Source organism: Kitasatospora sp. NPDC127121 (assembly GCF_042677305.1).
Taxonomy (GTDB): Bacteria; Actinomycetota; Actinomycetes; order Streptomycetales; family Streptomycetaceae; genus Kitasatospora.
In genome coordinates, this window is the sequence record NZ_JBHXTQ010000001.1 from 371,251 (window position 1) to 392,485 (window position 21,235).

Annotated in this window: 18 protein-coding genes and 2 pseudogenes; 11 read left to right on the forward strand and 9 right to left on the reverse strand. The window is 71.4% G+C overall.

Features of this window, described 5'->3' with window-relative positions; all coding sequences use genetic code 11:
• Nucleotides 1-92: 92 nt before the first annotated feature.
• On the reverse strand, nt 93-1,145 hold the full coding sequence (locus ACFVHI_RS01470; RefSeq protein WP_380334577.1) for a DUF4190 domain-containing protein: 1,053 nt from the start codon (nt 1,143-1,145) through the stop codon (nt 93-95).
• 260 nt (nt 1,146-1,405) lie between these two features.
• Here ACFVHI_RS01470 and ACFVHI_RS01475 point away from each other — a divergent pair, with 260 nt between their 5' ends.
• On the forward strand, nt 1,406-2,137 hold the full coding sequence (locus ACFVHI_RS01475) for an SDR family NAD(P)-dependent oxidoreductase (RefSeq protein ID WP_380334580.1): 732 nt from the start codon (nt 1,406-1,408) through the stop codon (nt 2,135-2,137).
• 261 nt (nt 2,138-2,398) lie between these two features.
• Here the strand turns inward: ACFVHI_RS01475 and ACFVHI_RS01480 are convergent, their stop codons facing one another.
• On the reverse strand, nt 2,399-3,535 hold the full coding sequence (locus ACFVHI_RS01480) for an FAD-dependent oxidoreductase (protein ID WP_380334583.1): 1,137 nt from the start codon (nt 3,533-3,535) through the stop codon (nt 2,399-2,401).
• A gap of 126 nt (nt 3,536-3,661) precedes the next feature.
• Here ACFVHI_RS01480 and ACFVHI_RS01485 point away from each other — a divergent pair, with 126 nt between their 5' ends.
• A complete protein-coding gene (locus ACFVHI_RS01485) occupies nt 3,662-4,255 on the forward strand; it encodes a TetR/AcrR family transcriptional regulator (protein WP_380334586.1) in 594 nt (197 codons plus the stop codon).
• A gap of 22 nt (nt 4,256-4,277) precedes the next feature.
• Here ACFVHI_RS01485 and ACFVHI_RS01490 read toward each other — a convergent pair whose 3' ends face one another.
• Nucleotides 4,278-5,669, reverse strand: a complete 1,392-nt coding sequence (locus ACFVHI_RS01490) for a sporulation protein (protein WP_380334589.1) — start codon at nt 5,667-5,669, stop codon at nt 4,278-4,280.
• 333 nt (nt 5,670-6,002) lie between these two features.
• On the opposite strand from ACFVHI_RS01490, the gene ACFVHI_RS01495 reads away from it, so the two are divergent.
• The 3 genes from ACFVHI_RS01495 to ACFVHI_RS01505 all read left to right on the forward strand — a co-directional run bounded on the left by ACFVHI_RS01495 (nt 6,003) and on the right by ACFVHI_RS01505 (nt 9,380).
• Entirely contained in the window at nt 6,003-7,316 is a 1,314-nt protein-coding gene (locus ACFVHI_RS01495; RefSeq protein WP_380334592.1) for a UDP-glucose dehydrogenase family protein, read from the forward strand.
• A 428-nt stretch (nt 7,317-7,744) separates the two neighbouring features.
• Entirely contained in the window at nt 7,745-9,031 is a 1,287-nt protein-coding gene (locus ACFVHI_RS01500; RefSeq protein ID WP_380334595.1) for a glycosyltransferase 87 family protein, read from the forward strand.
• A gap of 166 nt (nt 9,032-9,197) precedes the next feature.
• Complete coding sequence (locus ACFVHI_RS01505; protein WP_063352045.1) at nt 9,198-9,380, forward strand: hypothetical protein; 183 nt, start codon at nt 9,198-9,200, stop codon at nt 9,378-9,380.
• Nucleotides 9,381-9,382: 2 nt separating this feature from the next.
• Here the strand turns inward: ACFVHI_RS01505 and ACFVHI_RS01510 are convergent, their stop codons facing one another.
• Nucleotides 9,383-9,577, reverse strand: coding sequence for a hypothetical protein (locus ACFVHI_RS01510; protein WP_063352046.1), 195 nt, complete (start codon nt 9,575-9,577; stop codon nt 9,383-9,385).
• Nucleotides 9,578-9,654: 77 nt separating this feature from the next.
• A pseudogene (locus ACFVHI_RS01515) lies at nt 9,655-10,891 on the reverse strand (RNA-guided endonuclease InsQ/TnpB family protein).
• Nucleotides 10,892-11,032: 141 nt separating this feature from the next.
• Between ACFVHI_RS01515 and ACFVHI_RS01520 the strand changes: the two are divergent.
• The 4 genes from ACFVHI_RS01520 (at nt 11,033) to ACFVHI_RS01535 (ending at nt 14,360) form a co-directional block, all read left to right on the forward strand.
• Entirely contained in the window at nt 11,033-11,161 is a 129-nt protein-coding gene (locus ACFVHI_RS01520) for a hypothetical protein (protein WP_380334910.1), read from the forward strand.
• A gap of 775 nt (nt 11,162-11,936) precedes the next feature.
• Nucleotides 11,937-13,070, forward strand: coding sequence for a DUF4185 domain-containing protein (locus tag ACFVHI_RS01525; protein ID WP_063352048.1), 1,134 nt, complete (start codon nt 11,937-11,939; stop codon nt 13,068-13,070).
• Between the two features lie 201 nt (nt 13,071-13,271).
• Nucleotides 13,272-13,652 carry a VOC family protein gene (locus ACFVHI_RS01530; protein ID WP_380334599.1) on the forward strand — a complete coding sequence of 127 codons (381 nt, stop codon included), beginning with the start codon at nt 13,272-13,274 and terminating at the stop codon, nt 13,650-13,652.
• 168 nt (nt 13,653-13,820) lie between these two features.
• Nucleotides 13,821-14,360 (forward strand): hypothetical protein, encoded by a 540-nt coding sequence (locus ACFVHI_RS01535; RefSeq protein ID WP_380334602.1) that lies wholly within the window; start codon nt 13,821-13,823, stop codon nt 14,358-14,360.
• Nucleotides 14,361-14,431: 71 nt separating this feature from the next.
• Here ACFVHI_RS01535 and ACFVHI_RS01540 read toward each other — a convergent pair whose 3' ends face one another.
• The 4 genes and pseudogenes from ACFVHI_RS01540 to ACFVHI_RS01555 all read right to left on the reverse strand — a co-directional run bounded on the left by ACFVHI_RS01540 (nt 14,432) and on the right by ACFVHI_RS01555 (nt 18,759).
• Nucleotides 14,432-15,175 carry a hypothetical protein gene (locus ACFVHI_RS01540; RefSeq protein ID WP_380334605.1) on the reverse strand — a complete coding sequence of 248 codons (744 nt, stop codon included), beginning with the start codon at nt 15,173-15,175 and terminating at the stop codon, nt 14,432-14,434.
• Nucleotides 15,176-15,442: 267 nt separating this feature from the next.
• Nucleotides 15,443-16,249, reverse strand: a pseudogene (locus tag ACFVHI_RS01545) (nucleotidyltransferase domain-containing protein).
• 176 nt (nt 16,250-16,425) lie between these two features.
• Nucleotides 16,426-17,472, reverse strand: a complete 1,047-nt coding sequence (locus tag ACFVHI_RS01550; protein WP_380334608.1) for an SDR family NAD(P)-dependent oxidoreductase — start codon at nt 17,470-17,472, stop codon at nt 16,426-16,428.
• Between the two features lie 78 nt (nt 17,473-17,550).
• On the reverse strand, nt 17,551-18,759 hold the full coding sequence (locus tag ACFVHI_RS01555; RefSeq protein WP_380334611.1) for a glycosyltransferase: 1,209 nt from the start codon (nt 18,757-18,759) through the stop codon (nt 17,551-17,553).
• Nucleotides 18,760-18,822: 63 nt separating this feature from the next.
• Here ACFVHI_RS01555 and ACFVHI_RS01560 point away from each other — a divergent pair, with 63 nt between their 5' ends.
• Both ACFVHI_RS01560 and ACFVHI_RS01565 read left to right on the forward strand, forming a co-directional pair.
• On the forward strand, nt 18,823-19,509 hold the full coding sequence (locus ACFVHI_RS01560) for a response regulator transcription factor (protein WP_380334614.1): 687 nt from the start codon (nt 18,823-18,825) through the stop codon (nt 19,507-19,509).
• Entirely contained in the window at nt 19,506-20,906 is a 1,401-nt protein-coding gene (locus tag ACFVHI_RS01565) for a sensor histidine kinase (RefSeq protein WP_380334617.1), read from the forward strand. Before ACFVHI_RS01560 ends, ACFVHI_RS01565 begins: the two co-directional genes overlap by 4 nt.
• Nucleotides 20,907-21,235: the final 329 nt, after the last annotated feature.

A 21,235-nucleotide genomic window follows, 5' to 3' on the forward strand; every position in this document is an offset into this window, starting at 1 on the left:
AGCCGGGGCGCGGCACCTGCCGCGTCCCGGCCTCGGACGATCCGGGCCAGAGGCCTCGCCCCACCCTGGTCTCCGGTGGGAGCGGCCCCGCGTCAGCTCGGAGAACCGGACCAGATGACGTCCTTGCGCAGCCGCCCGAGACCGTAGTCGAACTGGGCGGAGAACCGGTCGGCCGCGCTGCCCGGCAGGGCGTACGCCGTCAGACCGGTGGCCTCCTCGCCCGGGGCCAGCGAGCCCTTGAGGATCTTCATCCGTCCGCTTCCGTCGATCAGCGTGAAGACGAGGTTGCCCTTGGCGTCCCTGATGGTGGGCAGCCCCGAACCGGTGAGCGAGACCTCCTCCGACCCGGTGTTGACGACGGTGATCCGCACCTGGATGATCTTGGCGTTCTTGGGCGTCCCCGACACGCTGTCGCTCGGAACGTACGGCGTCGGCGCGGCCATCGTGACCTTCAGCCCGTCCCCGTACGTGTAGGACTGACCGAACGACAGGCGCCGGGCCCGCTCGTCCGCGGCCGCCGTCTCCTGCTCGGCCTCGACCCTCTTCCGCTCGGCCTCGATCCGCTCCCGCTCCTTCGCCACCCGCTCGTTGGCGGCCCGGGTCGCGGCATCGGCACGGGCGCGAGCGGCGTTCTCATCCGCCCGCCGCTCCTCGTTGGCCGCCTGCACCCGCGTCACGACGAACACCCCGGCGCCGGCCGAGACCAGCAGGCCGGTGATGCCCAGGATCACGCCCGCGAGCGCCATCGCCCGGTTGGTCGCCAGGCCCTTGCGGACGTAGCCCAGCCCGATGGCGCCGAAGACCACGGCGAGCAGGGCCGGCAGCCAGGACAGCCAGAAGAAGATGACGGCCAGGCTGAGGACGCCACCGACGATCCCGAGCACCATGGCCGCGGTGCCCAGGCCGTTGCGGGGCTGCGGCGCCGGCATCGGGTACGCGTACGGCGGCCAGTACGGGACGTTCGGAGCCGCGACAGGGGGCGCGGCAGGGGCGGGGGTAGGGGCAGCGGTAGGGGCAGGCGCCGTGGCCTCGCCCTGACCCGGAGCCTCGCCGCCACCCTGACCCGGGCTCGGTGCCGCCCATGCGTTGGTGTCGGCCGGCTCCTCGGCGGACTGCGGGCTGTCGGGCGGGGCAGGAACGGTCATGCAAAATCCTTCAAGCACTTGAAATGATGAGCGGCTTTTCAGCCTCGACGCCAAAGGATCTCCTGATCCCCCGACGCCAGCGACCCGATTTCCGCGAAGCGGTCACCACCCCAGGCCGGACCCGCACGTCGACACCCCGGGACGGGACACCGACGGGGTCGGCGGGTGATCAACATACAGGTGCCCGGTGACAGCTCCGGCGTCGCGGTCCAAGCTCAGGCGAGCAACTGTTCAAGCCACCTGAAAGGGGAACACCCGCCATGGCCATCAGGACCGCACTCGTCACCGGGACCAGCCGCCCGGCCGGACTCGGCTTCGCCGTCGCCCGCGAGCTCGCCGAACAGGGCTACCACGTCATCCTCACCGCCCGCGACCACTCCACGGCAGAACCGTTGGCCGCCCGACTGCGCCGGGACGGGCACGCGGCCACCGCCCTGCACCTGGACCTGTCCGACCCCGTCAGCATGCGCGAAGCCGCCGACCACCTCACCCAGGCCTTCGGCCACCTCGACGTCCTGGTCAACAACGCCAGCGCCATGCCCGACTTCCAGGTCCTGTCCGCGATGGAAGCCGACATGGATGCGGTGCGCACCGCACTGGAAGTCACCGTGATCGGCCCGTGGGCCCTGACCCAGGCGATGCTGCCTCTGCTGACCGCCGCGCCCGCAGCCAGGATCGTGAACGTCTCAAGCCTGTCCGCCCAGCAGATCGCGACCGGCCTCGACCTCGGCGCGTCGCTGCGCGCCCCGGCCTACTCGATGGCCAAGTACATGCTCAACGCCCTGACCACGGTGCTCGCCCGGGACCTGGCGCACACCCCGATCCTCGTCAACGCCGTCGACCCCGGCAACACCGCCACCCACCCCGAACGCGGCGACGACGCAACCGACCGCCCGGCCGCCGAAAGCGCCCGCGACATCGTCCGAGCCGCCACCCTCGGCGCCGACGGGCCCACCGGACAGCTGTTCAGCGACGGACGACCCGTTGCCTGACACCACGTTCAAACCGCGCCCACGGTGGACTCTCCGCGCCGGGCGACAACGTGCACCCAATCCCCGGCCTCAGTCGCTTCAGTCCCTGTCGCCGCCCTGACCTGCGTAAATACGCAGCGACCAAAGCGACCAAAGGGGCCGGACAGCCCGGACAGCCCGTGGAAGCCGACAGTCGCTCGACCCGCCCTGGACGACTCCAGCCGCGAGTACCCGAACATCAGGTCCCTGAGCGAAGACAGTCAGAGCCCGAGTGGAGTCGGTTCAGGGGGCCGTCGAGGGAACGAGGTGGTCGAGCCCCTGGGCGCTGCCCGTCGCGGCCTCGATCGAGCGCGGCAGCATGATGCTCTCGTAGGCGCGGACGGCGTCGTCGACGCCGGGTTCGGCGGCGAGGGCGTGGGCGAGGTCGGAACCGTCGAGCATGGCGAGATTGGCGCCCAGTCCGACCGGGGGCATCAGGTGCGCGGCGTCGCCGAGCAGCGTGACGCCGGGAACGTGCTGCCAGGTGTGCGGGGCGGGCAGGACGAACAGGGGCCGGCTGACGAACCCGCTGTCGCTGTTGCGCAGGACGTAGCGCAGGCTCTCGTCCCAGCCGTCGAACATCCTCAGCAGGTGCGTCCGCACGGCCCGCCGGTCGCCGAGGTCGACACCGGCGGCCGTGTGCCAGTCCTCCGGCACGCGCAGCGCGATGTAGGCGCGGATGTGGCCGTTGCTGTTGCGCTGGGCGACCAGGGACCTGCCGGCGCCCTTCACCAGCATCGAACCGTTGCCGACCAGCCGCGCGAGGTCGGGGTGGCGGGTGTCGCAGTGGTCGAATCCGGTCTCGACGAAGGTGACACCGGTGTAGCAGGGTACGGCGGACGACAGGGCCGGGCGGACGCGCGACCAGGCGCCGTCGGCACCGACCACCAGGTCGAAGTCCTCGACGGTACCGTCACCGAAGCGCAGCCGGCAGGTGCCGTCCGTCAGCGGGGTGACCCCGCTGACGGCGCGGTCCCATCGCACCGTGCCCTCGGCGATCGAGTCCAGGAGCAGGCCGCGCAGTTGACCGCGGTCGATCTCCGGCCGGCCACCGTCGGCGGAAGGCCCCTGCTGCGTCAGGAGCGCGGCGGTGGCGAAGTCGAGCACGCGCCACGCATCTCCTTCGGGGCGGGCGAGGGCGTGGAACCGGTCGAGGAGCCCCGCCGCCCGCAGGGCGGCCTGGCCGGTGTCGGCGTGCAGGTCGAGGGTGCCGCCCTGCGGGCGGGCGTCGGCGGATGCCTCGCGCTCGAAGACGGTGACGGAGCGGCCGTGCTGCTGCAGGACCCGGGCGCAGGTGAGGCCGCCGAGGCCGGCGCCGACGATCGCGATGCGGGGATCGCGGGGACGGCGGAGACGGCGGGGATCGCGGGCAGAGTTCATGGGAGTACCCCTCGGGGAGGTGGGTGGGCCGCTGGGAGGCCTGACATCACCAAGAAAGCACACTCGCTAAATAAGCGCAATGACTAAACTTTTGCAGCGGATGCACTTCGCCGGTATGGTGGGCACGTGACCGAACCGACCGGGCGCCGCGAGCGCAAGAAGGCCCAGACCCGCCAGTCCCTGGCCGACGCCGCACTCGACCTCTTCCTCGAACACGGCTACGACCAGGTCGGTGTCAAGGACGTCGCCGAGGCCGCCGACGTCTCGGTGACCACCCTGTTCAAGCACTTCTCCGGCAAGGAAGCCCTGGTCTTCGACCAGGAGGACGACATCGAAGCAGCACTCGTCGCCGCCGTCCGCGACCGCACCCCCGGCACGTCCATCCCGCAGGCACTGCGCGAGCACCTCCTGCTGGCGCAGACCCAGTTCGCCGTCCACACCGCGGACCCGCGGTTCGCCGACTTCACGCGCATGGTGCAGGAGACCCCCGCGCTGCGCGACTACGCCCACCGCATGTGGACGCGCCACGAAACCGCCCTGGCACGAACCATCGCCGAGGCCGTCGCCGCCCCCGAGGACGACGTCAGCTGCGCCGCCCTCGCCCGTTTCGCCCTTGAGGCCCGCGGCCTCATCCTGCGGCACCCCGAACCGCGCCGAGCCGCCGACGAGGCCTTCGCCCTGCTCGAACACGGCTGGGCAGCCTCCCACCCGGGCACCTGACCCGGCCGCGCCGCCTCTCGCCCTATACGGCGACGCCGAGCTCCCTGCCGGTCCGCTGGAGGAACCCGACGACCTGCGGCTCGCGACGCCAAGGGGTGAGCGCGGTGTTGAACTCGCGGACGTAGTCCTTGGCCCGGCTGGACTGGACGCGGGCGAGGATGTCGACGGCCTGGTGGCCGAGCGCGAGGCCCTGGTCCAGGTGCTTGCTCTGGAGGTGGGCGGTGCCGACGATGGCCAGCCGCATCCCGACCGAGCGGGTGAACACCCCGGGCGGCATGGCGGCCGCCTGCGCGTTCCACGCGAGGGCGGCCCCGGGGTTCTTCAGGTCGCGGAAGATCTCGGCGGCGTCGGCCGAGAGCCGGGCGTGGTGGTAGAAGTCGATCCACGCCGGCTCCTCCGCGCCGTCGTGGGCCTGGTCGAGCAGGCTCTCGGAGGCGGCGAGCGCGGCGGAGGCGGCCCGGGCGTCGTCGTCCCGGGCGTGGGCTCGGGCCTCGATGAGCTTGGTGAACGCGAGCACCCTGGGGGCTGCCCGGCCCCTGGCCCGCTCGAAGGCGCCCTGGGCCATGTCGATGGCCTCGCTCGCGAATCCCCTCAGCAGGGTCTGCATGGCCATCGTGGTCAGGACATAGCAGCCGAGCTGGACGTCGCCGCCGGCCCGGGCCAGGCGGAGGGCCTGGATGAAGTGCCGTTGAGCGACGTCGTGTCGGCCGGCGTCGAAGGCCGTCCAGCCCGCCAGGCGGGACAACTCGGCCGTCGCGGAGAACAGTTGCCGTCCGACCTCGTCGCTGAAGGAGCCGTTCAGGAGCGGGACGGCGCGTTCCCGGAGGCAGGCGGTGACGGAGTCGGCCTTCCAGTTCCCGCCGCCGTACCTGGAGTCCCAGCGCCGGGCATCGTCGGCGGCGTCCCGCAGTTCGGCGAGGTCGGCGGCGCCGACCCGGCCGCGGCCGCGGTGGGCGGCGGTGTCGTCGGCGGGGGTGACCAGCCAGCGGGTGACCGGGGTGGTGAACGCGGAGACGGCGAAGCCCGCACCGGTGAGGAAGTCTCGGCGGTTCACGCTGCTCCAGAACGAAGTGGCCGTACGCACGGCCTCGGCGGGGTCCCTCGGGAAATCCCACCCCATCGCGGCGTCCGGTGTCCCGGCATCGGCCATACCGATCTCGCCGAGTCCCACGGGCCGGCCGAGCCGCTCCCCGATCGCCCGGGCCAGCAGCTTCGGCACGGGCCAGTCCGGCACCATGCCGCGCGTCGTCCAGTTCGCAACGGACGTGTGCGTATAGGTCGTGGTCAGCCCGGCTTCGTGGGCGAGCTGGTTCACCCGGTGGGCCAGCGATTTGCGGCTGGCGCCCTCGCACTTGTCGATCATCCGGGCCAGCGCGTCGTTCGGCGGCCTGGTCCGGCGGGTGGTCGACGCCACGGCGCCCCCTCGATCGGTCCCCGCGCGGGCGCGGGGAGTCGTACGCGACCGGCCACGAGAAGTCGCAGGCCCGGCACCCGAGGCCGGATCACCGAGGGTAGGACATTCGTTGCTCATGGTGAATCGGATGCACGATTTGTGAGCCCCCTTGCGAGCCCTGCCCGCACCGGCTGCCAGGCGGTTGCCTGGTGTTCCGGGCCTCCGCCGGGGGCCTGGGGAAACCTCCTCCCGGCAGGGCCACCACCGATTCACGCTCACGGGTGACAACCGGATGTGCGGAATCGCAGGACCGGCCGGCGCCGACACCGCCCGCCCCTTCGAAAGGACACGTTCGTGAAGCTCACCGTGATCGGCTGCGGCTACCTCGGCGCGACCCACGCCGCCGCGATGGCCGAGCTCGGCCACCAGGTCCTCGGCATGGACACCGACACCGACAAGGTCGACGCGCTGAACAAGGGCCAGGCCCCGTTCGTCGAGCGCGGCCTGGACGACCTGCTCGCCAAGCACACCGCCACCGGGCGGCTCCGTTTCACCGCCTCCTACGCGGAGGCCGCCGACTTCGCCGGCGTCCACTTCCTGGGCGTCGGCACCCCGCAGCGGGACGGCAGCGGCGCCTACGACCTCACCCACCTCCACACCGCCGTGCGGTGCCTGGCCCCCCGGCTCGGCGACGGCGCGGTGATCATCGGCAAATCGACCGTCCCGGTCGGCACGGTCACGGAACTGCGGCAGACCCTGGACGAGCACCTCCGCGCCGGGGTGAGCGTCGGCCTGGCCTGGTCGCCGGAGTTCCTGCGCGAGTCGTTCGCCCTCCTGGACACCCTGGAGCCGAACCGGATCGTGCTCGGCGTCGAGGACGGCGACACCGGCAGCGAAGCCGCCTTCCGGCGGGTCTACGCCGACATCCTGGCCGCCGGCGCCCCGCTGATCGTCACAGGCATCGCGACGGCCGAGCTGATCAAGGGCGCCGCGAACGCCTTCCTCGCCACCAAGATCTCCTTCATCAACGCGATGGCCGAGCTCTGTGAGCTGACCGGCGCCGACGTCCGGCAGATCGTCCTCGCCCTGGGCTACGACCACCGGATCGGCGCCGAGGGCATGCGGCCCGGCCTCGGGTTCGGCGGCGGCTGCCTGCCCAAGGACCTGGCCGGGTTCACCTACCGTGCCGAAGAGCTCGGCGCCGACACCGGCCTGCTCCGCCAGGTCGCGGCGATCAACCGGCGCCGGCGCGAGCACACCGTCGACCTCGCCCGCGAAGCCCTCGGCAACGCCGTGACCGGCAAGCGGATCGCGGTCTGGGGCGCCGCGTTCAAGGCCCACACCGACGACATCCGCGACTCCCCGGCCCTGGCCGTCGCCGACGCCCTCCGGCGGGCCGGCGCCGAGGTCACCGTCCACGACCCCGCCGCCGTGGACAACGCCCGCAGGGCCTACCCCCGGCTCGGCTACGCCGACGACCCCACCCAGGCCGTCACCGGCGCCGAACTGCTGCTGCACCTGACCGACTGGCCCCAGTACTCCGACGCCGACCCGATCGACCTCGCCCGGCACATCGCCGTCCCCCAGGTCATCGACGCCCGCGGCACCCTCGACGCCGCTCGCTGGCGCGCGGCCGGCTGGACCTTCCGCGCCCTCGGCCGCCCCTGATGCGCACGGATGACCCGCGCGTAGCCCCGGCAGCCACGTCGATCCCGTCCGGCTCCGCGCCTGCCCCACCCCTGCGGTTGCCCCCGGGGCTGGCGTCGTCCGTGCCGCCCGGGTCCGCCCTTCTCCGTGCCCTGACGGTCCGGGGCCAGCAGAGTGCCGGTGGACACGGGCGCCTATGATCGGCCGGGGGCGGATCCGCCCGTTCGCGCGCCACCTGCCGGATGCCACCGTCGGGGCCGGCCCGCGGGAACGGATCACGGGAACGGGCCACGGGGGCGGATCGAGGGGTGGGGCACGGAGGGCTTTCGGGTCCGGCTGCCGCCCTGCGGACGGGGCTCCCCCGCGGAGGGCGCGGTACCGGCCTCGCCGTCCGACCCATGACACGCACCCCGGCCGGCCCACCGCACCGCCGACCCGAATGGAGACCGATGTCCGAGATAACCGCCGAGGAGCCGCGTCAGAGCACGGCCGACCCGACGGTCCTGATTCTGGCCGCGATGGCGGCGGTGATGGCCGCGCTCTCGGTCCGCATCCTGATGCTGGACAACGAGTCGACGGACTTCTACTACTTCCTCGGGCCCTGGTACCAGTACATCGCGAACAACGGCGGGTTCCACGCTCTCAGCGGCACCGGTTTCTCGGACTACAACGTCCCCTACCTGTACCTGATGGCCGCGCTCACCTACCTTCCGGTGGCCGCGCTGACGGGGATCAAGTGCATCTCGATCCTGTTCGACCTGGCGCTGGCGTACTACACGTTCCGCATCGTCTCCCTGCGGTCGCCGCAGCAGCCCTGGCGGGCCCTCGGCGCGGCGGTGATCGTCCTCTTCCTCCCCACGGTCGTGACCAACAGCGGCTGGTGGGGCCAGGCCGACGCGATCTTCACAACCTTCCTGGTCGGCGGCGTCTACCACATCCTGCGCGACCGGCCCTGGTGGGCCTGCTCGTTCTTCGGGATCGCGCTGGCGTTCAAGCTCCAGGCGATCTTCCTGTTCCCGCTCCTGCTCGTCCTGGTGCTGGCGCGACGGATCCCGTGGCGAAGCCTGCTGGCCCTTCCGGCGGTGTACGTGGCGCTCGACATCCCCGCCGTCCTGCTCGGCTCCGACCCGTGGCAGCTGCTGACGGTGTACGCCCGGCAGCCGGACACGTACAAGGACCTCACGCTCAACGCGCCGTCGGTCTACCAGTTCGTCTCGGTGCCGTACGAGGAGCAGGACCCCGTACGGCACGCAGGTGTGCTGGTCGCGGGCGCGCTGGTGCTGGTGCTGATCGGGCTGGCGGTCTGGGCCATCCGCCGCGCCGGCGGGGCGGCGGCCCTGAAGAACGGACCGACAGTACGGGAGGGACGGGCCAAGCTCACCGACACGGGGCTCCTGCTGCTGGCCGCCGTCTTCGCGATCGCGGTGCCGTTCCTGCTGCCGTCCATGCACGAGCGCTACTTCTACGTGGCGGACGTGATCAGCGTGATCATCGCCTTCCAACTGCCCCGGCGGCTCTGGTACGTGCCGGTCCTGGTCCAGCTGTCGTCCTTCGGCAGTTACCTCAAGTTCATCGCCCCCAGCGTGTCGCCGTACCTGTCGATGCCGGCCCACGGCGCGCTGATGCTACTGGCGCTGATAGCCGTACTCCGGGCCACCATCGGGGAGTTCCGGAGCGCGTGGACTCCGGGCGACCGCGAAGCGGCCCCGGAGACGGCGGCGGCGCTGACCGCGTAGGTTCGCCGGATCACCCGGTCACGCGCTTCGGGCAGTGGCCTTCCTCCCCGGCGGCGGCTCCTGCGGAATGATGGGCCCCTCTCTCGTCAAGCGTAGTTGACGCGAGAGGGGCCCATCGTGCCGTGGCGGCACGGGAGTTGACCACGAGCGCTCTACCCTTGGGGTCATGAAGCAGCAGTACGTCACCATGGCCCTCGCAGGCCTCCTGATCGGAATCCTCGCGTTCGGCGCCGGCTGGTACACGGCCCGTGCCCGGGAGACCGCTCCGGCCCCGACCTACATCACGGTCACGCCGGAGCCGGTCACCGCGGGCACGATCTCCCCTCCCGCCTCGGCCGGTGCCCGGTAGGGCTACTGACGAACCGCCCAGAAACGGTCGGCCGCGTTGTCGAAGCCGACCGACGCGGACAGGGACTCCGGCGGCTCCTTCCAGAGCATCTGCCACTGGCCGTCGCCCGGGTCATTGTCCACGATCACCTCCAGGCCGCGGGCGGTGTTGACCCAGCTACTGGTCTGGTCGCGGAACCCGTAGTCGGCGAAGTACACCGGCTTGTCCTCGTGGAAGAGGTTGAACTGCAGCCTCCTGCCACCCCAGTTCTTGTCCGCTTGACATCCTCGCCCGCCTAGTGGAAGGCGATTCCCGTCTGACTCGCCGTTGTCGAGCGAGACTTCGGGTGGGTTCCTGCTTCACCACGCTGTGCCGGAACACGCTCCGGTCTTACCTGCGCTCCACAGGCTGACACCGCCAGTCCAGCGGCCCTGGCGACGTTGACCGCCGCGTTGATGTCCCGATCGAGGACGGTCCCGCAGGCCCCGCACGTCCATACGCGGACGCCGAGGGGCTTGGGGCCGTCCTTGACGCCGCAATTCGAGCAGACCTGCGAGGTCGGTTCGAAGCGGCCTATACGGTGAAAGGCCCGCCCGTACCGGGCGGCCTTGTATTCCAGCATGGCGACGAACGCCGACCATCCAGCGTCGTGCACGGACTTGGCCATGCGAGTGCGGGCAAGTCCCTTGACCGCCAGGTCTTCCACGGCGACCGCTTGGTTCTCGCGGATCAACTCGGTGGAGAGCCGATGGTGGAACTCGCGCCGCGCATCGGCCACCCGGCCATGAGCGCGAGCGACCTTAACACGGGCCTTGTCCCGGTTCTTCGACCCCTTCGCCTTGCGACTCAGAGCCTGCTGCGCACGCTTCAGCTTCTTCTCCGCGCGGCGCAGGAACTTCGGGCTGTCGATCTTCCGACCGTCCGAGAGTACGGCGAAGTGGGTGAGGCCCAGGTCGATGCCCACCGTGGTGTCAGCCCGAGGCATCCGCTCAAGGTCGGCGGCGGGATCGGTCTCGACCACGAACGACGCGAAGTACCGCCCGGCGGCGTCCTTGACCACGGTGACCGTGGACGGCGCTGACGGCAGCGACCGCGACCACTTCACCCGAACCTCACCGATCTTCGGCAGGCGCAGCTTCCTGCCGCCGGTGATGCTCCACCCGGCATTGGCGGTGACGCGGATCGCCTGCCTGTTTATCCCTACGGGACTTGAACCGGGGTGGCCCCGTCTTCGGCCGCTTGCCCTTGATGCCATCGAAGAAATTCCGATATGCGGTGTCCAGGTCCCGCAGCGACTGTTGCAGGATCACCGACGACACCTCACCGAGCCAGGCACGCTCGGGAGTCTTCTTCGAGGCCGTCAGCCGCTTGGACAGCTCGGCCGACGTGACGAACGGCAGACCGGCGGCCCGGGTGTCCTCACGTACACGAAGCGCGTCGTTGAAGACCACTCGCGCACACCCGAAGGCCCTTGCCAGCGAAGCGCGCTGACCGGCGCTCGGGTACAGGCGGAAGCCGTACCGAAGCTGCACGACGGCCATCCCAGCAGCTTGGTTTATATCACCACGATGGAATCCAAATCCCGATGTGCGCACTCGTCGTCACGTCGTCTACAACCTGTACATCCACTTGGTTTCGTCACGAAGTACCGGCGCCGCGCCTTCACCGATGCCATGCTGACCAGCTACGAAGAGATCATGCGGGACGTGTGCACGGACTTCGAGGCCAAGTTGAGGCAGTTCAACAGCGCGCAGGATCACGTACAAACTTGTCGCCCGGGACAGCAGAGATGTAGTCGGTGACCTCGACATACCACTCGCCGTCGGCGCCCACCCTCTACTTGCCCGACCATTCGAGAAAGAACAGGGCCGCAGCCTCGATGCCGCCGCCCTGGTCGGTCTTCGGCTGCCGACCCCGGTCTGTTTGTCGCCAGTCAACTGTGGTCTACGCGAACCAGCGGGCACTGCGCCTGTGCCGCCCGGGCTCGATCTCCATGTCCGGCACCAGCCCCTCCCGAAGCAACCACAGCTGACGTCGCGCCACCTGCCGGGCGCGGCGCTCTTCGAGGGAGACAAGATCGGCCACCGCCCTTCCCCGGGTATTGCTGCGGGCGAAGGGGTACACGGCCACAGATCGCCGCACTTCCTGTGGAAGCGAGCACTGTCCCTCCCGAGCGGCCGAGCGCAGGCGCTCGGAGCTGTAGCGAAGCTCACGCACCAGAACCACCCGCCATGGGCTCCAGGGACACGAGGCATCCTGTCCAGGGCGGGAAGTGGTGCGGCGAATGTGATGGGCGCTTCTGGCCATACCCTCACTCCTATCGCACGGCCCTGCACCGTCGCCACCGAGTTTGCCGCGGATCAAGGCACCGCCGTACACCAAGACCACCTGCTGCTCACCGTGCTCATCCGGATGCGGAACTTCCGTGTGGCATAGCCAATTTGGGTGAAGGTTTGCCCACCGATCGACGGCAAGGCGACGGGGCGCCGTAGCCTCGGTGGCGACCCGTCGCCGCCGAGGTGCGCGATCCGTTCGGTGCCACGGGAATTCGTCGACTCGGAAAGGCCATCGGCAGAAATGACACTCTCATCGGGCTCATCGGGCGGGAACGACGCGACGACCGGCGGGCCCTCCCGCCGCAGGGTCCTCAAGATCGGCATCGGCGTCGCCGTGGGGGCGGGGGCCATCGGCTCGGGTGCCCCCGCGGCGATCGCCGGCGGTCCGAACGACCCTCCGAGCCCGACGGTCGCGACCAAGGTGAAGAACCTCAGCGGCCCGGTCGAGACCGGGCCGTTCGCCTCGCCGTGGACCGACCTCGGCATCCCGGTGCTGTGTCCGGACGGCACCATGCTCTTCGTCTGCGGCGACACCTTCGACGGCGCCCAGGTGGGCGCAGCCGACTGGCGTGCCCCGGTCGGCCTGCGCTCCAGCAGCGCCGACCTGAACAACCTGCGCATCGACGGCAGCGTCGGCGGCAGCCACGCCAACAGCCTGGTCGACGAGCCGCACAACCCGGTCGGCGACAAGGCCACGACGGCGATCCCGTCCGACGTGTTCGTCGTCGACGGCGTGATGTACATGCACCTCATGCGCGGCGTCATCTACGACACCCACCACACCGACTTCTGGCGCTCCACCGACAACGGTGAGACCTGGCAGTACCTGTGCCAGTGGCCGGGCGACCTGTACGGCGGCCAGTTCCAGCAGAAGACGTACGCCGTGGCCGACGACGGCTACTGCTACGTCCTGTCCACGGTCTTCAACCGCGACGTGGAATCGGGAATGCTGCTGCACCGGGTACGGAAGGAGAGCCTCGGCAATCCGGACGCCTACGAGCCGTGGGGCTACGCCGACGGCGGCTGGCGGTGGAACGCGCCCGCCCCGACGACCGTCTTCGGCACCCGCAAGTGGGGCGAGATGTGCTTCCGCGCCATGGACGGCAAGTACGTCCTCACGTGGCTGAACATGGACCAGTTGTCGATCAGGGCGATGGTCTTCGCCCTCCCGACCTCGGACCTGACCACGACGCTGGAGCAGGCCATGATCCTCCCCTGCGCCCCGGGCCAGGAGGTCGCCAACCTGGTCGCCAGCCCGTACGGCGGTTTCGTCATCCCCGGCTCGACGTTCGGCAACTTCCACATCGTCGTCAGCCAGTGGTACGACCCGACGAACTACCGGATCATGCAGTACCGGGTCAACATGCTGTCCTGAGCGCGTACCGGCTTCGGGCCCGATGCCGCCGGCCTCGCGTCGGCCCGGGGCGGCCTCGCGTCGGCCTCGCGTCGGCCCGGAAATCGTGTCGACCGTGCTCGCCTCGTCCGGTACGGTCGCGGGGTTGTTTCGCCGCCGGGAGCCCGCGCCGTTCGCGTGTGGTCTCCCCGGCGGTTCCCCGGCTGAGAGCAGGTATTCGTCATGGCGTGTCGTATCGGTGAGCTGGTGCTCGGTTGCCGCGACCCCGAGGTGCTGGCGCGGTTCTGGTGCGAGGTCCTTGACTTCGTCGTGCTCGGTCGCGAGGACGACGGCTCGATGGAGATCGGGCCGCGCGAAGGGTTCGGCGGTGCGCAGCCGACGATCTTCCTCAGCCGCCGGGACGAACCGGAGCCGGGCAAGTCCCGGCTGCACATCGACGTGAACGCCACCGACCCCGATCAGGACGCCGAGCTCGAACGCCTTCTGGCGCTCGGCGCCCGCCCGGCCGACATCGGCCAGACCGGGCAGGAGCAGTGGCATGTCCTGACCGACCCCGAAGGCAATGAGTTCTGCCTGCTCAAGGCCCGCATCGACCCGCTCTGATGACGATCGGCCACGCCTCGGCGCCAGGTTCCGGGCACTCGGGCTCTGCCGCGAAGTCCGGTGCGGCGGAGGTGCCTTGATCGGTCGCGAATCTGACGTGGCGAAAGTCGTGTGCAGAGACGTTCAACCGAGAAGGCCAGGGATGACGAACCCGTGAAACGTACGCCGGTGAAGGTGAAGCAGCGAGCAGGCGGCGCTCGGACTCTGCTGCTGATTCCCGCCGCGGCTCTGCTCGCCTCGGGCTGTGCGTCCGCACCGGAGAGCAGTGCCGCCGGGCACGGTGAGGACCGTCGCCCGACCACCGCCGCGACGACCCCGGCGGAGGTGCGGACGGATGTCGAACCGTTGAAGCGCCACTTCCCGCAGCTGGGTGAGCTGTCCGCGACGAAGTGGGTCGGCCGGGTGCTGACGAAGAACTCCGTGCCGGAGATCCCCGGTCCGACCGACGTGAGCCTGGACGGGGTGGCGCAGCTCGATCCGGCGACGCTGACGGCGATCACGGACAGCGGGACGTGGCGGGAGGGCGGCATCGGATGCGGTGTCCCGCAGGAGATAGCCGCCGAGGTCGGGGACACGATGGCGTGGCTCCACAGTGAGGCCTTCGACAAGTCGGTCACGCGGACCCAGTACACAGGGAGCTTCTACTTCGACAGGCAGACCAACCGCGTGTACTTCTGCACGGTGAACCCGAAGGACCGAACCAGCTGATTCCCGCCGTCCGGCGGTTCGCTGCTCGCCCGATGGCACGGGGCCGGGGTCCGATGGCCCCGCGCGATCGGCTAACGGGAGAAGTAGGCCTTGACGCTCACGGCCGGTCCACCCGAGTATTTCTGAACGGCCGTCCTTGCGTCTCCAGACACAGCCACGGAAACGGTGCCTGCGGGAGGAACGGTGATCAGCCCGCCGATCGGGACCACTTCAATCGCCTGCTGGGGCGTTCCGGCCGGTGTCTGGTTGTAGACCAGGTAGACGATCCGGACCGATACGGCCGCGTTGTTCGGGTTCTTCACGATGACCTGGTCGAATGCGTCGAACTTGGTCAGCTGCTGGCCTGCGAAATCCGCCGGCTCGGCCTCGACCGCGGACGCGTCCGCCGGAAGGTCCGCCGCGGCGAGTTCTTTGACGGTCACTCTGACATTGGCGACCCGTTGGGCGTCAGCCCCGTGGAAGGCCAGGACGTCGTAGCCACCGCCGGGCTGGATGACGAGACTGCCTCGGTCACTCCCGTACGCCGTGGTGACCTGCACGTCGGGCAGATCGTTACCGCTGCCGTCCACTGCCGTGATCGTCAGAGTGGGCGCCGCGCTGGCCTGCCCGTCGTTGTCGATGGACAGCGTCTGATCGATGTACTCATGTTTGCCCAGCGCGTGGTAACTGAAGGACAGTGATGTGGCTGTCGGGCCTGGTGCAGCGGCAGGTGTGGCGGGAGTTGCGGCAGTCGGCGCCGCATCGGTCGCGCTACTTGCTTGGGACGGCCCCTTCGCGGGGGTCGTGGAGGCACCACTCGGGTCGCAGCCGGTCAACGCGGCGACACCGAGGACGATGCCTACAACCGTCCGGATCCGGAGGGCGGAGGTGCCCCACCTGCTCCGAACGAAAGATCGATCAATCCTTGACATTTGCCGGAGACTAGCGGACGCGGAGGACACGGGGGCTCCGCTCTTCGCTCCCGACTGGGCGGGACGGCAGCAGCCGCGCCCGCAGACGTGAGTTCTCCGCACTGTTTGGCGCTGCCCCAGCGATGTCGAACACCGGTGAGCCGACGAGCCGCCAGCGGCAAGGCGCCCGGCTCAAGGTGTGTGCTGCTGCTCGGTGCGGCTCCGAAGCGCGGCGAGGGTCTCCTCTACCAGCGCCCGTGCCTCGGCCACTGTGGCCGCCAGCAGTTCGGCGCTCGATCCGGGTGCCCCCAACAGGCCGCGGACTCGCGGGCCGAAGCCGGTTGGCGCGCCCGGGAGTGTCTCAGCGACGGCCAGCGCGCCCTTCTCGTTGAGGCACCAGCGCCGGTCCTCGGCGAACATCGCTTGCACCAGTACGCCGACGGCCCGGGACAGGCAGAGCGAGACGTACAACGTGTCCGCCCGCGCCGCGCCTTTTGCTGCGGCGGTGACCAGGAATTCCGCCTCCCAGGCTCCCGCCGTCAAGGCCTCTCGCAAGGGCTCGGGGTAGGTCGTGACCGTCTACTGAAGGTCCGTCAGTTCGCGGGCGGGGTCGGCCAGGACCTGGCCGAGCGCCACCTCGCCCGCGTAGCAGGGCGACCAGAAGCCGAGGGGATGACCCGCCTGCACGCCGACTTCGTACCGGCCTTCGCGGCAGTCCGCCCACACCTGCTCGACCCGGTCCACGTCCCGCAGGATCCAGTCCACCGCCACGCCGTCGACCTGCAGCCACGCGCCGCCGTTCACCCACGGCCCCCAGCCGCCCGGGCCGGCCACCTCCACCTCGGGGCCGGCCAGCGCGCGCAACGCGGCGAGGTCGAGCCCGCCACGGTAGTAGACGCCGAGATCCCAGTCCGAATCCGGCCGGTGCTCTCCGCGGGCCCGGCTGCCGCCGAGCATGACTCCGACGACGCCCGGCACCTCGGCCAGGCGGTTGGCCATCTCCTCGATGATCGCTCGCACGGAGCGAGTCTGGCAGTCACCCCTGCGTCGGGCCAGCCGTTTGCGCCGGTGGTCACCGGGTGCGGGGGCTTCGAGGGCGGGTGTGTGCCGGAGCCGGTGGTCGGCTCCGGCACCAAGGCCCCTGCCCGATGGGACAGTTGGCCGCAGGGGCGGCGTCAGACCTGGTAGCGGTCCGGGGCGAGCAGGTGCAGGTGTTCGGCGACCCAGTCGGAGGTGTGGCGCAGGCCCTCGTCCAGGCCGACCTGGGGCTGCCAGCCGGCCAGGTCGCGCGCCTTGCGGTTGTCGGAGAGCAGCCGTTCGACCTCGCTGCCGCCGGGGCGCAGCCGGGTCGGGTCGACGACGATGTCCGCGTCCCGGCCGGAGGCGACGATCAGGGCCTTGGCCAGGTCGCCGATGGACACCTCGCTGCCGGTGCCGAGGTTGACGGTCTCGCCGAGCGCGCGGTCGGCGCGGGCGATGGCCAGGAAGCCTTCCGCGGTGTCGGTGGCGTAGGTGAAGTCCCGGGTGGGGGTGGTCGAACCGAGCCTGATCTCCCGTGCGCCGGAGTGGAGTTGGGCCAGGATGGTGGGGATGACGGCGCGGGCGGACTGGCGCGGGCCGTAGGTGTTGAACGGGCGGACGACGGCGACCGGCAGTTCGAAGGCGTGCCAGTAGGAGAGCGCCATCATGTCCGCGCCGATCTTCGAGGCGGAGTACGGGGACTGCGGCTGGAGCGGGTGGTGCTCGTCGATGGGTGCGGTGATCGCGGTCCCGTACACCTCGCTGGTGGAGGTGTGCACCAGACGGGCGCCGTGCCGCAGGCAGGCGGCGGCGATGTTCTGGGTGCCCACGACGTTGGTCTGCACGTAGGCCTCGGGGGCCTGGTAGCTGTAGGGGATGCCGATGAGCGCGGCGAGGTGGAAGACGGTGTCGCAGCCGGCGACGGCGTCCAGGACCCGGCCGGCGTCGCGGACGTCGCCGGCGAGCATCTCGACGGGGCTGTCGGGGTCGGCCAGGTAGTGGGCGAGGTATCCGCGCTCGGCGTACGGCTTGTAGTGGACCAGGGCCCGGACGCGGGCGCCGCGGGCGACCAGCAGGTCGACGAGGGTGCTGCCGATGAAGCCTTCGGCGCCGGTGACCAGGACGGTCCGGCCGGTCCAGTCCTGGTGTGCGGCGGGGGTGTTCGGGTGGGCGGGGGTGTTCGGGTGGGCGGGGCGGTTCATGGTGGTCCTCCGGTGGGTCGGGGCGGGTCGGGTGGTCAGTGGTCGGCGGTCAGCGATCGGCAATCAGCAGTCAGGCGGTCAGCGGTCGTACGGGCCGGGGACGGGGGCCGGGACGGCGGGCGGCGCGGGTGCCGGGGTCCGGCCGATGACGCGGAGCACCTTGGCGGCCAGCAGGTCGGCGGCGCGCGCGTGGTCGCCCGGGTCGGCGGCCTGCGCCATCGCGGCGAGCCGGGCCGGGTCGGCGAGCAGGGGTTCCACCAGGGCGGCCAGCCGTTCGCCGGTGCACTCGCCGTCCGGCAGCAGCAGGCCGGCGCCGGCGTCGGAGAGGACGCGTGCGTTGTGGGTCTGGTGGTCGTGCGGCGCGTGCGGGTAGGGCACCAGCACGGCGGGCATTCGGAGGCTGGAGAGTTCGGCGACGGTGGCCGCGCCGGCGCGGCACACCATGAGGTCTGCGGCCGCGTAGGCGAAGTCCATCCGGTCCAGGTAGGCGACGGCGTGCGCCACCGGGTTGCCGTCCAGTGCGGCCCGGACCTGTGCCAGCGCGGCCGGGCCGGTCTTGATCAGCAGCCGCCGGTCGGTGCGGTGGCGCCAGCGTCCGGCCAGTTCGACGGCGGCCGCGGTGAGCCGGGCCGCGCCGAGGCTGCCGCCGTTGAAGACCACCAGCCGGACGCCGTCCGGGACGGCGAAGTGCCGACGGGCCTCGGCGCGCAGCGCCGCCCGGTCGAGCTGGGCGACGGCGCCGACCAGCGGCATCCCGACGGTCTGCGCCGAACGGCCGGCGGGCAGGTGCTCGCGGGTGCGGTCGAAGGCGAGCGCGATGTGCGGGGTGAGCCGGGCGGCGAAGCGGTTGGCCCGCCCGGGCACCGCGTTCGACTCGTGCACCACGCTCGGCAGCCCGGCCATCTTGGCGCCGACGATCACCGGCGCGCTCGGGTAGCCGCCCATGCCGACCGCGACCTGCGCGCCCTGGGCCCGCAGGATCTCCCGGCAGTCCCGGCCGGAGCGCAGCAGCGCCGCGGGCAGCAGGTAGCGGCGCGGGCCGAGGGAGGCATCGAAGGGGATCATGTCGACGGTGTGCAGCCGGTAGCCGGCCTGCGGGATGAGGGTGGTCTCCAGTCCGCGTTCGGTGCCGACGAAGGAGATCACGGCCCGCGGGTCGGCTCTGCGCAGCGCCTCGGCCAGTGCGAGGCCCGGGTAGATGTGTCCGCCGGTGCCGCCGGCGCCGATCACCACCGACAGGGGGTGGGCCGGATCGTGGTTGGCATGGTTGCCGTGTTCTGTCCGCATGCCGTCGAGCTTGCTGAGGCCGCCTAAGAGAGTTCTCAGAGTCGTTCTGAGAGGGTTGTCCGCATGAGCAACGGGCAGAGAGTGCTGGTAGTCGACGACGATCCGGAGGTACGGGCCGCCGTCGAGGACGGGCTGGCCGTCGAGGGCTACCAGGTGCGCGGCGCCGCCGACGGGCTGGCGGCGCTGAACGAGGTGTCCGGCTGGCAGCCCGACGCGATGGTCCTCGACCTGATGATGCCCGTCCTCGACGGGCTGGCCGTCTGCCGCCGACTGCGGGCCCTGGGCGACCGGCTCCCGATCCTGGTGCTCACCGCGCGCGACTCGGTGAGCGACCGCGTCGACGGCCTCGACGCGGGGGCCGACGACTACCTGGTCAAGCCGTTCGCGCTGGACGAGCTGACCGCCCGACTGCGTGCCCTGCTGCGGCGCAGCGCCCCGGCCGCCGAGGAGCCCGGCTACCGCTTCGCCGACCTGGAGGTCGACCCGGCCACCCGGACCGGGAGCAGGGCCGGGCGGCCGGTGGAGTTCTCGCGCACCGAGTTCGCACTGCTGGAGGTGCTGCTGCGCCACCCCGGCCAGGTGCTCCCGCGCGAGGTGATCATGGAGCGGGTGTGGGGCGCCGACTTCGGCCCCGACTCCAACTCCCTCGCCGTCTACATCGGTTACCTGCGCCGCAAGCTGGAGGCCGGCGGCGAACCCCGGCTGGTGCACACGGTGCACGGGGTCGGCTACCGGCTGGACCGGGCTTGAGGGCGCACGCGCGCTGGCGGCGCCGGCGCCCGCTGCGCACCCGGCTGGCCCTCGCCTGCACGGCCGCGGTCGCCGTGGTGGCGCTCGGGATCAGCGCGGCCGCGTTCAGCATCGTCCGCTACGAGCTCAACCACCAGCTCGACCAGCACCTCACCCAGCAGGCCACCCTGGTGCAGCAGCAGCACCGCGACCAGGGGCCGCAGGTCGTCTACGGCGAGTGCAACTACCTTGCTGCCCCGGCCTGCGCGCAGATCGTCTCCGCCGACCCCGGCAAACCACCGAACGAGCCGTACCTGCTGCCCGTCACACCGGCCACCCGCCAGGTCGCGAACCGGCAGCGGGCCGGCTACTTCACCGACCTCACCATCGGCGGCCACCCGGCCCGGATGCTCACCACCCCGATGATCGCGGCGCCGCCCGGCGCCCGGCAGGCCGTCCAGGTCGCGCTGCGCGCCGACAGCGTCCAGGAGGGGGTGCGGCAGGCCGGCGCGCTGATGGCGGCCGTCGCGGCGGCGGGCCTGCTGCTGGCCGCCGTCCTCGGGCGCACCGTGGCCCGCACCGCCCTCGCCCCGGTCGCCCGGCTGACCCGCACCGCCGAACGGATCGCCGACACCCGGGACGCGGGGCTGCGGATCGACCTGCCGCCCGGGCGCCGGGAGGACGAACTGACCAGGCTGGCCGGCAGCTTCAACACCATGCTGGGCGAACTGGAGCAGTCCGTGGCCGCCCAGCGCCGGCTCGTCGCCGACGCCTCGCACGAGCTGCGCACCCCGCTGACGGCGCTGCGCACCAACGCCGAACTGCTGGCCCGCGCCGACCGGTTGACCGAGGGCCAACGGGAGCGGGCGGCGGCCGCGCTGCACCGCCAGCTACGCGAGGTGACCGGACTGGTGAACGACCTCATCGAGCTGGCCCGTGACGAGGAGCCGCAGCCGCTGCTCGAACAGGTCGCGGTCGGCCGGCTCGTCGGGCACTGCGTCGACACCGCGCGCGGCCACTGGCCGGCGATCGCCTTCACCCTGGACGACGACGCGGACGGCGCCCCGGGCCACGGCGCCGCCGAGCGCACCGTCCCCGGCGTGCCGGCCCGGCTGGCCCGACTGGTCTCCAACCTCCTCGACAACGCGGCCAAGTTCAGCCCGCCGGGCGCCACGGTCGAGGTCCGGCTCACCGCCGGACTGGAACTGACCGTCCGCGACCACGGCCCCGGCATCGCGCCCGAGGACCTGCCGTACGTCTTCGACCGCTTCTACCGGGCCTCCGCCGCCCGCGCCCTGCCCGGCTCCGGGCTCGGGCTCGCCATGGCGCGCCAGATCGCCCACGCGCACGGCGCCACCCTCACCGCCGAGGCCGCCCCCGGCGGCGGGGCGCTGTTCCGCCTGCGGCTGCCGGGCTGAACGGGACGGCCCGCTTCCGACCCGCCGTCCGAGCGCCCACCCGTCACCGCGCTGCCGGTTGGCGGCAAACGACGGCGCCACGGCGCGTACGCGGACCTGACGCCGGTTTCCGTGTCGGAGGCGAGGGAGTACGCGGAGAAGCACGGCTACGACCACCTGGCAGCGCTGACCGACCCGTCCTACTCCGACGACCCCCACCACGTCCGGTGCAGGTACTGCAGCCGCCTCGCCGCCGAACGGCTGGGGGGACATCGCGTTCGGTTGCCGGTGCCAGACCAACCCGAACCGCGCGCGACAGACCTCCAGCCAACGACGAGGACCCCCGTACC

What these genes read in the sequence shown, in the direction of transcription:
- ACFVHI_RS01525 (WP_063352048.1), top strand. Translation starts at nt 11,937, where the DNA reads ATGACACTCTCATCGGGCTCATCGGGCGGGAACGACGCGACGACCGGC.
- ACFVHI_RS01505 (WP_063352045.1), top strand. Translation starts at nt 9,198, where the DNA reads ATGAAGCAGCAGTACGTCACCATGGCCCTCGCAGGCCTCCTGATCGGA.
- ACFVHI_RS01500 (WP_380334595.1), top strand. Translation starts at nt 7,745, where the DNA reads ATGTCCGAGATAACCGCCGAGGAGCCGCGTCAGAGCACGGCCGACCCG.
- ACFVHI_RS01475 (WP_380334580.1), top strand. Translation starts at nt 1,406, where the DNA reads ATGGCCATCAGGACCGCACTCGTCACCGGGACCAGCCGCCCGGCCGGA.
- ACFVHI_RS01470 (WP_380334577.1), bottom strand. Translation starts at nt 1,145, where the DNA reads ATGACCGTTCCTGCCCCGCCCGACAGCCCGCAGTCCGCCGAGGAGCCG.
- ACFVHI_RS01560 (WP_380334614.1), top strand. Translation starts at nt 18,823, where the DNA reads ATGAGCAACGGGCAGAGAGTGCTGGTAGTCGACGACGATCCGGAGGTA.
- ACFVHI_RS01550 (WP_380334608.1), bottom strand. Translation starts at nt 17,472, where the DNA reads ATGAACCGCCCCGCCCACCCGAACACCCCCGCCCACCCGAACACCCCC.
- ACFVHI_RS01555 (WP_380334611.1), bottom strand. Translation starts at nt 18,759, where the DNA reads ATGCGGACAGAACACGGCAACCATGCCAACCACGATCCGGCCCACCCC.
- ACFVHI_RS01520 (WP_380334910.1), top strand. Translation starts at nt 11,033, where the DNA reads ATGCTGACCAGCTACGAAGAGATCATGCGGGACGTGTGCACGGACTTC.
- ACFVHI_RS01530 (WP_380334599.1), top strand. Translation starts at nt 13,272, where the DNA reads ATGGCGTGTCGTATCGGTGAGCTGGTGCTCGGTTGCCGCGACCCCGAG.
- ACFVHI_RS01480 (WP_380334583.1), bottom strand. Translation starts at nt 3,535, where the DNA reads ATGAACTCTGCCCGCGATCCCCGCCGTCTCCGCCGTCCCCGCGATCCC.